This window comes from Chitinophaga sp. LS1, assembly GCF_034274695.1.
Taxonomy (GTDB): Bacteria; Bacteroidota; Bacteroidia; order Chitinophagales; family Chitinophagaceae; genus Chitinophaga.
Window position 1 is genome coordinate 473,342 of sequence record NZ_CP128362.1, and the last position, 12,349, is coordinate 485,690.

Annotated in this window: 12 protein-coding genes; 9 read left to right on the plus strand and 3 right to left on the minus strand. The window is 42.2% G+C overall.

What is annotated here, in order from left to right; genetic code table 11:
• Positions 1–154: 154 nt before the first annotated feature.
• The 4 genes from QQL36_RS01980 (at position 155) to QQL36_RS01995 (ending at position 2,906) form a co-directional block, all read left to right on the plus strand.
• A complete protein-coding gene (locus QQL36_RS01980) occupies positions 155–1,105 on the plus strand; it encodes a TIGR01777 family oxidoreductase (RefSeq protein ID WP_321568704.1) in 951 nt (316 codons plus the stop codon).
• Positions 1,106–1,137: 32 nt separating this feature from the next.
• The gene (locus tag QQL36_RS01985; protein ID WP_083720259.1) at positions 1,138–1,506 is read left to right on the plus strand and encodes a CoA-binding protein; all 369 of its coding nucleotides are present in this window, start codon (positions 1,138–1,140) and stop codon (positions 1,504–1,506) included.
• A gap of 185 nt (positions 1,507–1,691) precedes the next feature.
• A complete protein-coding gene (locus QQL36_RS01990; RefSeq protein ID WP_083720258.1) occupies positions 1,692–2,165 on the plus strand; it encodes a ribonuclease H-like YkuK family protein in 474 nt (157 codons plus the stop codon).
• A 324-nt stretch (positions 2,166–2,489) separates the two neighbouring features.
• On the plus strand, positions 2,490–2,906 hold the full coding sequence (locus tag QQL36_RS01995; RefSeq protein ID WP_321568705.1) for a hypothetical protein: 417 nt from the start codon (positions 2,490–2,492) through the stop codon (positions 2,904–2,906).
• Positions 2,907–3,165: 259 nt separating this feature from the next.
• Here QQL36_RS01995 and yihA read toward each other — a convergent pair whose 3' ends face one another.
• Complete coding sequence (gene yihA, locus QQL36_RS02000) at positions 3,166–3,774, minus strand: ribosome biogenesis GTP-binding protein YihA/YsxC (protein WP_179090955.1); 609 nt, start codon at positions 3,772–3,774, stop codon at positions 3,166–3,168.
• Between the two features lie 90 nt (positions 3,775–3,864).
• Here yihA and ubiE point away from each other — a divergent pair, with 90 nt between their 5' ends.
• The 5 genes from ubiE to QQL36_RS02025 all read left to right on the plus strand — a co-directional run bounded on the left by ubiE (position 3,865) and on the right by QQL36_RS02025 (position 9,484).
• Positions 3,865–4,599: a bifunctional demethylmenaquinone methyltransferase/2-methoxy-6-polyprenyl-1,4-benzoquinol methylase UbiE gene (ubiE, locus tag QQL36_RS02005; RefSeq protein ID WP_083720256.1), complete on the plus strand. Its 735-nt coding sequence runs from the start codon at positions 3,865–3,867 to the stop codon at positions 4,597–4,599.
• 59 nt (positions 4,600–4,658) lie between these two features.
• The gene (locus QQL36_RS02010; RefSeq protein ID WP_235643406.1) at positions 4,659–5,276 is read left to right on the plus strand and encodes an outer membrane beta-barrel protein; all 618 of its coding nucleotides are present in this window, start codon (positions 4,659–4,661) and stop codon (positions 5,274–5,276) included.
• A gap of 132 nt (positions 5,277–5,408) precedes the next feature.
• Positions 5,409–6,755 (plus strand): dihydroorotase, encoded by a 1,347-nt coding sequence (locus QQL36_RS02015; protein WP_321568706.1) that lies wholly within the window; start codon positions 5,409–5,411, stop codon positions 6,753–6,755.
• 163 nt (positions 6,756–6,918) lie between these two features.
• Positions 6,919–8,247 carry a MutS-related protein gene (locus tag QQL36_RS02020; protein ID WP_083720253.1) on the plus strand — a complete coding sequence of 443 codons (1,329 nt, stop codon included), beginning with the start codon at positions 6,919–6,921 and terminating at the stop codon, positions 8,245–8,247.
• Between the two features lie 142 nt (positions 8,248–8,389).
• Positions 8,390–9,484 carry a YifB family Mg chelatase-like AAA ATPase gene (locus QQL36_RS02025; protein WP_321568707.1) on the plus strand — a complete coding sequence of 365 codons (1,095 nt, stop codon included), beginning with the start codon at positions 8,390–8,392 and terminating at the stop codon, positions 9,482–9,484.
• Here the strand turns inward: QQL36_RS02025 and QQL36_RS02030 are convergent.
• A complete protein-coding gene (locus QQL36_RS02030; RefSeq protein ID WP_321568708.1) occupies positions 9,417–10,928 on the minus strand; it encodes a recombinase family protein in 1,512 nt (503 codons plus the stop codon). The genes QQL36_RS02025 and QQL36_RS02030 overlap by 68 nt on opposite strands.
• 52 nt (positions 10,929–10,980) lie before the next feature.
• On the minus strand, positions 10,981–11,661 hold the full coding sequence (locus QQL36_RS02035) for a hypothetical protein (protein WP_321568709.1): 681 nt from the start codon (positions 11,659–11,661) through the stop codon (positions 10,981–10,983).
• Positions 11,662–12,349: the final 688 nt, after the last annotated feature.

Sequence of the window (12,349 nt, forward strand, 5' to 3'; positions counted from 1 at the left end):
GAAAGTTCTTCAATTCCATCAGTCTGAAAAGATCTTCCAAACCATTTGCCTGAAAGCTTTTATCACCCGCTTTCCAGGTATCTCAACTAATCAAAGGCGGCCCTCCGCCTTCTTTTTTCAAAATATGTTTCAATAATTACTGAAAGTTCAGAACATGAAAAACAAAAAGATAATCATCGCTGGCGGCACTGGCTTCATCGGCACAGGCCTGACTCACTACTTCGGTCATGACAACGACATCATCATCCTCACCCGCCACCCTCTCCCTGACCATGACCGTGTCACCTATGCCGCCTGGGATGGAAAATCCCTTGGCAACTGGGTACACCACTTCGAAAATGCCGACCTACTCATCAATCTCACCGGCAAATCTGTCAACTGCCGCTACACACCCGAAAATAAACAAGCCATCTTCGACAGTCGTACCAACGCTACCGACGTCATAGCCGCCGCCTTTCGTTCCATCACCAATCCCCCTAAAGTCTGGATCAACGCCGCTTCTGCCACCATCTACCGCCATGCAGAAGATCATCCCATGGATGAATTCAATGGCGAAATAGAAAACGACTTCTCTGTGCAGGTCTGCAAAAAATGGGAAGCAGGTTTCAACGAAGCCACCGTACCTGCAGGTGTGCGCAAAGCTGTATTACGCATCGCCGTGACCATCGGTGCCGAAGGAGGCGTAATTTTCCCCTACCTGAACCTGGTCAAATTTGGCCTGGGTGGTTACCAGGGCAGTGGCCAACAGCGTTTCAGCTGGGTACACCTCACAGATGTAGCCCGCATGATGGAATGGATTTACGAAAACCCAACCCTCGAAGGTACCTTCAATTGCTGTGCTCCACATCCCACCACTAACCGTGAATTCATGCGCACATTACGCAAAGCCGCCGGCCACCTGTTCGGTCTGCCAGCCCCCACCTGGATGCTGAAAATCGGCGCCTGTCTCATTGGCACAGAAACAGAATTACTCCTGAAAAGCAGATGGGTGCTGCCTACCCGCGCCACTCAGGCTGGCTTTACATTTCAGTATCCCCACCTGAAACCCGCCATGGAAAACATTATACATAGTCTGCCAAGAAGACGGTATCACCTCTTCTACTAATGATCTGGTGTAAAGTTTGATATTATGTAAATATGAGCGACAAGAAAAAAACAGTGGTATTGGGTGCATCACCTAATCCTGACAGATATAGTTTCCTGGCTGTGAATAGATTGACGGCCAATGGGCATCCTGTGGTAGCTATTGGTAAAAGGGCTGCTCAGATTGGAAGTATTCCCATTGTTACCGACCACGCTTCGCAGGAAGATGTGGATACAGTCACCCTCTATATGAACCCAGGAAATCAAAAGGAATACTATGATTATATCATGAATCTGCATCCCAAACGCATCATCTTCAATCCCGGTACAGAAAATGACGAATTAGCGAAGATGGCGGAAGATAAAGGAATTGATACATTAGAAGCTTGTACATTGGTACTCCTCAGTACCGGACAATATTGATTGCTTTTTTCATAAAAAGAGGGGGATTGCTTTCGCAGTCCCCCTCTTTCACATATACACCATACTCAACCTATCCAAATAAGTTGTATATTCGGATATCCTAATATCCCCATCAGCCCGGCACTAAATCATCGACTGGCCTTAACTACATTAATACCGCCTTTTCACTCTAATCATATATAATCATGAAATGGAGAAGATTCAATGGCGAACAAATCCAATTGCCAATTAAGGAAGAAGTCCGCGAGGCTATCATCCGCGAAACCGCAAAAGGCTTTCACCTAAAAGTATGTATCGGCACCGACTCCCAGGTAAAAGGCGCTGATACAGAATTCGCTACAGTTATCGTTTTTCTGCGTGAAGGACATGGAGGTTTTATGTTCATTCACAATGAAAAAACCCGCGACGTCTACTCTATCAAAGAGCGGATGCTCATAGAAGTAGCCAAAAGCATCGAAATCGCCTACGAACTCTGTGACATGTTTACTAAATATGACGTAGACATGGAAGTACATGCAGACATCAACACCAACCCCCAGTTTAAAAGTAACCTCGCTTTACGCGAAGCCATGGGTTATATACTGGGTATGGGGTTCGCCTTCAAAGCCAAGCCAGACGCGTTTGCCAGCAGTTGCTGTGCCGATAAGGTAGTCAACTGACAAACGTAGTTCACATCGCTTTCATTGTTTTAGGATGTGTACTCACACATCCAGGGACTTTATCCCCCATAAAATTCAAAAAAACACTCCCTCCTCCTCCCAAAAGTTATGTTAAAGTGGGCCATCCTCTGTAACCAATCTCCCCCTCACGTTTTACCAACATTAAAACCCACATCCATTCACTTTATCTTACCTATTTTACTCACAATCGTATTATTCTCCTCCTGCACATCCGAAGACGAAGACACCCTCATCTTCTCATTTTTCAAAAATTCTTCGTAACTTATATCGTTACCTAACCTACAATAAAATAAAGGGATCAAAATGAGACCCATTTCTGTCACTGTCACACTAGTAGCGATATTAGCAACCTTTGCCTGCAAAAAAGAGAACCTTGCAGACAATCCATCCAGCAAACTTCAGGGTAGCTGGCGACTGATACAAACCGTCTCCGGCAAGCATCTTAACCTGGTAGATAGTAGCGCTCTCAATACCATTACCTTCAATGGCAATACTATGCTCACTTACCGTCACGACACCCTCGTGAACCGGGAGTCTTTCCTGATGGCTTTTAAAGCCGACCGTCTTCCTTACCTGGTCTCTGACAAAGACCCATGGAATCCAAGAATTTACAGCTGCACCTTTTGCACCTCTGCTGATACGCTATACCTATCAGCAGTTCATATAGCTGATGGGATTAAAGCCACTTATGTTCGTGTAAAAAATAAAGGAGCACTGTAACAGCGCCCCTTTAATTAAATAATATTGTATACAGTTTGGGTAATTACCTGAACTGTATGTTTATTTTATCTATTTAGGTCAGGCGCACTCCCCTCCTTCAATCATCCTAAACTACACCCAGTTTACACAATCATCCTAAACTGCATATTCATCCACATAGCCCACCATCTCTCCCCAACCTACACCCAGTTTACGCAATCATCCTAAACTGCATATTCATCCACATAGCCCACCATCTCTCTCCCGACCTACACCCAGTTTACGCAATCGCCCTAAACTGCATATTCATCTCATCAATAAACTCCAATATCTTATCCCTCCCCATCTTCTTCACCGTACTCGTCACAAAATTCGCCGGCAAAAACTCCCAACTCTCCCTCAACTTATTCAAAAACGCCTTCACATTCTTACTCGTCTCCGCCTGCGTACTCTTATCCGCCTTCGTAAACACCAGGTTAAAAGGAATCTGCCACTCCCCCAACTGATTTACAAAATCCAAATCCAGCTGCTGCGGCGTATGCCTGCTGTCAATCAACACAAATACATTCACCAGATTCTGCCGCTTCCTCAAATAATTCTCAATCATCTTCTCCCAACTTCTCCGCTGAGACTGGCTCACTTTCGCAAACCCATATCCTGGCAAATCCACCAGATACCAATCCTTATTAATCACAAAATGATTAATCAACTGCGTCTTCCCTGGCGTTCCGGAAGTCTTTGCCAACTTCTCATTGTTCGCTAACATATTGATCAATGAGGACTTACCCACATTCGACCTGCCAATAAAAGCATACTCCGGCAGATTCGGAGTCGGGCACTTATCCCACTCAACATTACTAATCAGATATTCTGCAGACTTTATAATCATAATCTCTTTTTTCAAAAAAAATAAAAAATGGCCCCGTACATGACTTTTAGCATTTTACTTATCAACAAGAACACCCTAACTTTGCGGTCTATGTCAGACAAGAAAGTAGTACCGTTTGCCGCGTCAAAATTAAGCAAGAAGGAACAAATAGCGACAATGTTCAATGATATTGCCCACCGCTATGACTTTTTAAACCACTTTATGTCCCTCGGGATCGATATCATGTGGCGTAAAAAAGCCCTCAGACTGCTGAAATCCCTCCAACCCAAAAAGATGCTGGACGTGGCTACCGGTACCGGCGACTTCGCCATTATGGCCAACAAAATACTGAATCCTGACACCATTACCGGAATAGATATCTCCGAAGGTATGCTCTCTTTCGGTCGGGAAAAAATCAATAATCTGGGCCTCTCTGACAAAATTACCCTGCAGCTGGGAGATAGCGAAACAATAAGTTTTCCTGATAATACGTTTGATGCAATAACGGTAGCATACGGTGTTCGCAACTTCGAAAATCTGGAAAAAGGACTGGCGGAAATGTTGCGTGTATTAAAGCCGGGCGGAAAATTGGTAATATTAGAATTCTCTAATCCAACAGTTTTTCCTATTAAACAATTATATAATTTGTATTTTCGCTATATTACACCCCTGATCGGAAAATGGATTGCAAAGAGTGAGGCAGCATATAGCTACCTCCCCGAATCTGTGAAAGCGTTCCCACAAGGTCAGGAAATGTGTAATATTTTAACTAATACCGGCTTTCAAGCAGTGACATGCAAAAAACTCACATTCGGCATCAGCTCTATTTATTGCGCTTCCCGCTAGTACTGATACTGGCTATCCTATGGAATACAAGGGGCGCACACGCGCAAACCGTACTGAATATGGAAGAACATGATGCCAAACCCTATTACTTTGGTATCACGCTCGCGGCCAACAACTCTAATTTCAAACTCCTCCACGATGCTGTTTTTTTGCATCAGGACTCTATCATGGTAGTAGAGCCCCTCAAGACCTTTGGATTCAACCTCGGTCTGCTGGGCAACATACGCCTGAGCGAATATTTTGACCTTCGCCTTAATCCGCAATTGTCATTCGCCTCGAAAAACTTATACTATAGAGAAAATTTCCCTTCCAGGGAGACCACTAAAAATATCGAATCCATCCTCCTGCAATTCCCTTTACAGGTTAAGTTCAAATCCGACCGTATCGATAATATGCGCGTATACGTGATCGCTGGTCTGAAATACGATTATGACCTGGCTTCCAATGCCCGTGCACGTCGTGCAGACGATCTTATAAAAATCAAAGCGGGTGACTACGGCTATGAAGCCGGCGCTGGTTTTGAATTTTATTTCCCCAGCTTTATCTTCTCACCAGAGTTTAAAATCAGTAATGGTTTGTCTAATATGCAGGTGAAAGATAAGAACCTCCGTTACTCCAACGTGATTCAATCCCTGAAGTCCAGAATGATCGTGTTCTCTATCCATCTGGAAGGTTAATAAATTACACCCGTATGTGAAAGGCAACAACCTATCACTACCTGTGGTGGCTTTTCTTCTCAAACATGGAATGATAATAAACCTCCTTCCCCTGACAGGTTAACAAACCTTTCTTTGCACTATATTTGCGGCATGCAGACATATATCATCCGCAATATATCCGTAGTGAACGAAGGCAGTACCACTGTCCAGGACGTCCTCATCAGCAATGGCCGTATAGAAAAAATCGCCCCGCAGATCACCATCAGCGGACAATACAATGAAATCAACGGCGAAGGCAAACACCTCCTCCCCGGTGTCATCGATGACCAGGTGCACTTCCGCGAACCCGGCCTTACCCACAAAGCTACCATCTACACAGAATCCCGTGCAGCTGTAGCCGGCGGTACCACCAGCTTCATGGAAATGCCTAACACCATTCCCGCCGCCCTCACCCAGGAGCTGCTGGAAGACAAATACACCATCGGTGCAAATCATTCCCTGGCCAACTATTCCTTCTTCATGGGCGTATCCAACGACAACGCTGATGAAGTACTGAAAACAAACGAAAAGAAAGACCGTATCTGCGGCGTGAAAATATTCATGGGTTCCTCTACCGGCAATATGCTGGTGGATAACTTCATCACCCTCGAACGCATCTTTGGTGGTAGCGAAGTACTCATTGCCACCCACTGCGAAGATGAAAAGATCATCAAAACCAATCTCGAAAAATACAAACAGGAAGTAGGTCCGGAAAACCTCACCGCTGCTTACCACCCCCTGATCCGTAACGAAGAAGGTTGTTTCGAGTCGTCATTGGTCGCCATCCAGTTTGCTAAAAAACACAATTCCCGTCTGCATATCCTGCACATCTCTACCGAGAAGGAATTACAGTTGTTCAGCAATATGCTGCCACTGGCAGAAAAACGTATTACCGCTGAGGTATGTGTACATCACCTGTACTTCACAGCAGATGATTACGCCCGCTACGGCAATCTTATTAAATGTAACCCTGCTATCAAAGCAGCACACAATAAACATGGCCTCTGGCAAGGTCTGCTCGATGACCGTCTGGATATCATTGCCACCGACCACGCTCCTCACACCTGGGAAGAGAAACAACAACCTTACTTACAGGCGCCATCCGGCGTTCCACTGGTGCAGCACAGTCTCCTGATGATGCTGGAACATGTATCCAAAGGCAATATCTCCCTTGAGAAAGTGGTAGAGAAAATGGCGCATGCGCCCGCTATCTGTTTCCAGATTAAAGAAAGAGGTTTCCTGCGTGAAGGATACTTTGCGGACTGTGTGATCGTAGATCTGCAACAGGCCACCATGGTGGAAAAGAGCAACCTGCATTATAAATGTGGATGGTCTCCGCTCGAAGAACATACATTCCCTGCTGCCGTGACACATACATTTGTAAGTGGTCACCTGGCTTATGAGAATGGTAAATTCAATGAGAGTGAGAAAGGACAACGTTTGTTGTTCAACAGATAATAAAGGCTTCCGTTCTACAAATAACAACGACCTTTACCAATATATTCACCCATCCTCTAAAAAGGATGGGTGCTTTTTTTATCCCCTCCTTATGGAATTCTTCACATTGCTCATCTGTAAATAAAGCGACATATTTCCGTATATTCACCTAAAAGCCTGTGCAATGGAATTAGACAAAACGACCTATTACGACCTATCTATATTTAACAGAGAAGAGGAATTTTCTTTGTTTCATAAACTGGATTTTACGACAACAACAGGCGGCAGACATTACCTCAGGCAGATATATGCAAATCCGCTGAAAGATATACCTGCCTTAGAACATAGACATAAAGCATTACAATACCTGATACAGGAAGAAGATCGCTGGCCTGTGGATATCACCAACGGTACGATCGTCGTGATGGAAAATTACCTCGAGGCGCAGATAGAACCTATCAGCAATCCGGAAGGCCTCTCCCTCGTAGTAAGTGCAGTGATGACCAAGATGATCTATAATTCAGATTATGGGTTCATCCAATTCTCCTTCACACAATTGCTCAACCTGCTCAAAGGATTCCGCTCATTAGTCAGCATATACAATACTGAACATACCCCCCGCGATCTAAAACAAATTTTAGACAGGGCGCATCATCTATTATATCAAAAAGAATTCAACGACATCATCGCTGCAGATGCATCCGGACCAGCATCATTCATGCAGATCCTGCGACATGATCATTATATCCGCAAAAAACATCGTAAGACGATCCAGGAGTTGTTAGACTTATACAGCAGACTGGATGCATTATATGCAATGTCAAAAGCAATTCGTCATTTCAATTTACAGTTCCCTACATTCGAAGATACGCCGCATCCATTCGTAGAGATCAAAGATCTCTATCATCCAATCCTGCCTAAACCGGTATCTTACAATGTATCGATCACACCACAATCACACTTCATGTTCCTCACCGGCGCGAACATGGCGGGAAAGACGACATTCATCAAAGCAGTAGGTGTAGCAGTATTCCTGGCTCATATAGGCATGGGCGTACCTGCGAAAGAAATGAAATGTAGTTTCTTCAATGGTATCTTTAGTAATATCCAGGTGCAGGATAATATCTTTAAAGGAGAATCATTCTTTTTTAATGAAGTACAACGTATCAAAAATACCATCATCAAAATCAATGATGGAAGAAAGTGGTTAGTACTGATTGATGAAATGTTCAAAGGTACAAATGTGGAAGATGCAAAGAATTGTTCTCTTGCAGTGATCAATGGTTTATTAAAAAGTACGAACTGTTTGTTCATCTTATCCACACACCTGTATGAGATTGCAGAGGAGTTGAAAGATGCTGCTAATATACGATTCAAATATTTTGAAGCAGATGTGATAGATGATAATCTATACTTCACCTACCAATTGAAAGATGGTATAGCGAAGGAAAAAATTGGTTACTTAATATTGAAACGCGAGAAGGTATTGGATTTATTGAATGAAATAAAATAACAGGTTTCATCACAGGAGGATAATCTGGAAAATTCATAGCGAATAATCTGGGAAATCCACAAAATCTTTCACAAAGAAAAATCTCATCTGCCAAAAGTAGATGGGATTTTTTCGTTATATTCAATAATAAACGCTATCATCCATGATTGTTAAAACCTATGGCAGTGCGCTGCAAAGCGTCAGTGCCATCTCCATTGTTATAGAAGTGAATGTCTCACCCAAAGGCACCCGTTTCTCCATCGTAGGTTTACCAGGCAACTCAGTCAAAGAAAGTGAAGACCGTATAGAATCTGCCATCCAAAATATCGGGTGCATATTTCCCCGCTTCAGAACCATCGTAAACATGGCGCCTGCGAACATTCGCAAAGAAGGTGCTGCATATGATCTACCAATAGCCATTGGTTTATTAGCCGCCTCAGAACAAATCAAAACTGATAACTTAAATCACTATACTCTCATGGGAGAGCTCTCTTTAGATGGAACCTTACTTCCAATAAAAGGAGCCCTCCCCATAGCCGTACAAGCAAAAAAAGACGGTTTCAAAGGAATCATACTCCCCCTTCAAAACGCCAAAGAAGCATCAATGGTAGACGGCATCAAAGTTTACGGCGCTGCCGATCTGAAAGAAGTCATTGACTTCTACAACAACCCCAAAACCTTACGTCCTACCAATTCCGATGTCGTCAACATCTTCTCCCAACAAAACTCCAACGATCCCGACTTCAATGAAGTTAAAGGCCAATACATGGTCAAACGCGGCCTCGAAATAGCCGCCGCCGGTGGACACAACGTTTTACTCATCGGCCCTCCCGGTGCTGGCAAAACAATGCTGGCAAAACGCTTTCCTGGCATCCTCCCACCCATGACGCTTCCCGAAGCTTTAGAAACCACCAAAATCTATTCAGTAGCTGGCAAACTCGATTGCTCTTTAATCACCAAACGTCCCTTCCGCTCACCACATCACACGATCAGCGATACCGCCTTAGTAGGTGGGGGTATCACACCGCAACCAGGTGAAATATCCTTAGCCCACAATGGCGTATTATTCCTCGATGAATTACCTGAATTCAAACGCGCGGTTTTAGAAGTAATGCGTCAACCCATAGAAGAAAGAAAAGTCACCATTTCAAGAGCCTCCTATACTGCCGACTTCCCTGCCGGTTTCATGCTCATTGCGAGTATGAATCCATGTGATTGTGTTGCCTTTTTCCGCTTTTATCAAAAAAAGAGTGCTTAGGTAAGTATGCCAATTTAACATAAATATCTTCCTCTCCTACCACTATTTCATCTGTAATTGCTTCAACGATAGTACGTTTTTCATGCAATTCAAGGTCCGGCCAACGACTGTAAAGATCCTGTACATCTGAAAGTACTGCGTTAGACGAGGCTAAGTGAATGGTTAGGGCATCAATTTCTCCTTGAAGTTCCGCAGATTGCTTTTGCAATTCCTCAGTGCGCTCATTTTGGGGTTTATAGAAACATGCAAAGTCAGATTGGGAAATCTCCTTCCGTAACCTCAATTCCAACATTTCATGTGTTCTTTCTCTAAGTTCTTTTATTTTCGATTCCGTAACCGCCAATAAATTAGTCTTTTCATTTATCAAAGATTCAGTTTGCCGCTTATACGACTCTACTTCCAAATTGGTAAACAAAAATGTTCTTAGCTGTTCTTCGTAAACAAGGTCTATATCTTTTACCGTAATCTTATTGCCGCAATTTTTGCAATGAAAGGTATCTACACCATGATAGACATACATTTTATTACCACATTTGCATTGCAGTATGCCTGCTAACAAAAACTTACTTTGCCTACCTAATTTGTCCCGCCGTTTATACTGCTTATCAAGTATAGCGTTACACTCATTCCATAACTCTTCACTAATAAGGTTCGGACATTCAGTTAATACCCATTCATCACTAGGTTTCAGATCCCAATGCTTTTTATTCCCTCTACTTTTAGTATAATTGGCTCGGCGGATACCTTTCGCCATCGGGTCTCTTAGCAACCGATCTATTGTGGTATCAGAAAATTTATCCCCCTTCCTTGTGCGATAACCCAAATCGTTTAATTCCTTCGCTGTAGCTTTTTTTCTTTTGGTTCGCAGAAATATATCATACATCAATTTTCTAACCGGTGCCTCATTCTCATCTATGACTAGCTGCTTTTTCAGTGGATCATCCCCCCAAGAATAACCATATGGCGCAGCTCCACCTAACGGCTTACCCAATTGTGCACGTATAGGTACAGACGCAGCGACACGGCTGGCAATTTCTTCCCTCTCCCATTGTGCCATGGCTGCAATTATTGTATAAAAGAGCCTACCAGCCGGGGTACTAGTATCAATAGATTCCTGTAAGGAAACAAGGTCTGCCTTATGCTCTTGAAAATAGTCAGCAAATGATAATAGTTCTTTAGTATTGCGAGCTAAGCGTGCCAATTTGGAAAAAACCAGTGCCTTAATTCTGCCCTCTTTAACATCATTAAGCATACGTTGGGTTTCTGGCTGTTCCATTACCGATTTTCCGGAAACGGCCTCTAAGTTATACACAGTAACTACATTCCAACCTTTAAGTTTGCAATACATTCGCGCTCGTTCCTCATGATGCTCTGGAGCATCGCCCTTCGCCTGATCTTCAGTGCTGACACGTATCCAAATACCTATTGGCTTTTCATCATTCATAGTAATTTCATATCTAATTTTGGCGTTTAAACAATTAAATTTTTAAGGCATGTCAATACCTTAGCCTTCCTTTAGATAACACACGCTTAATTATGTTGCTTTTCATTTCCGCTTCAACTTCTGATACTTTTTTATATTCAATAACAACTTTCCTGCCTTTAAAAAAATACTCCTTACGGAAGTTATTGCAATTAATACGGTCTAAGTAATCTGCAAAATCGCTTAATGCTATTACAGATATTTTTTTTAAAATGTCTCCTAAAAGAAAGCCAATCTTATCATCATGACCTTTACCAAGTGAACAAACCACTATAAAATCAAAATCTGATTGAAGGCATAGTTTAATAATATTGGGTTCGCATGATAAATGACCACAATTAAACATAAAGCAGGCTATAGATAAATTGTCCTTTTCCAGGACAATATCAACTCCTCCATCATTTCCTAATCGTTCATTAAATTTAACAGTAAAACCTATTCTATGGGCAATTTTAACAATCTGTCGTTTTAACCCCTCACGCTCTCTAACTTCAGCATCTTTAATAATGCGTAACGCCTCAGCAGAGTCTGATAATATTGGGAAATTCTTCCTTGAATGTACTATTAACTGTTTTTCTTCATCATTGGGTTCACTTGTATTGCCAGTATCTGCCAACTTTTGATTAACGAGTGCCACCAACCTTTTAACTATTTCATTTTCATACTCACTTGGAAATAAGTCCTTCTCCGCCATAACACGACCTTTGCCGTGTTGCCCCCCCGCATAGCTTATTCAAATATACAAAATACAGGAACCGTTTCCAAAATTTGGATACTGATATTGTTACACATAGAGGTAGATAATAACATTAAAAATAGATCTATTTTTTTTATACATTTCAGATCTAAACAGTATAATCATATTCTCTCTTTAGTTAAACAAATAGGTATTGGGGAGTAATTGTTTTATTTCCCTAGGTGTATAAATTTTCCATGCTCAACAATGTACTTAAGAATCTGATCTATATGTTCTGAGTAAATTATCTTTATATATACTAACAGCTACCATTTAACGTCTAATATTTCTTATTTTTATTTATTGCCCGTAAGAATATATCCGATAGTAACTGAAGCAACTGGAGAAGATTATCGCAAAACTACTCAATTTTCAACCTCTAACTTTTTATAGACATGAAAAACTGTTTTAAACTTCTAATCCTGGCAGGGTTTGTTTTCACTTTTTACTCTTGTGGTGGAGAGACAGTCTTTTGTTATGCAGTTGGTATTGAAGGCTTCGAATCCGATTATGATAAGGCGGCATCTGCAATAGAAAAATTAAATTTAGAAAGCGAAACTTCCGACATAAATCAGGTTGTGGTATACCTTACCTGAAGCGAAGTAAAAGGTCGTGACTATCTCTATTTACAATCCAACTACCTACC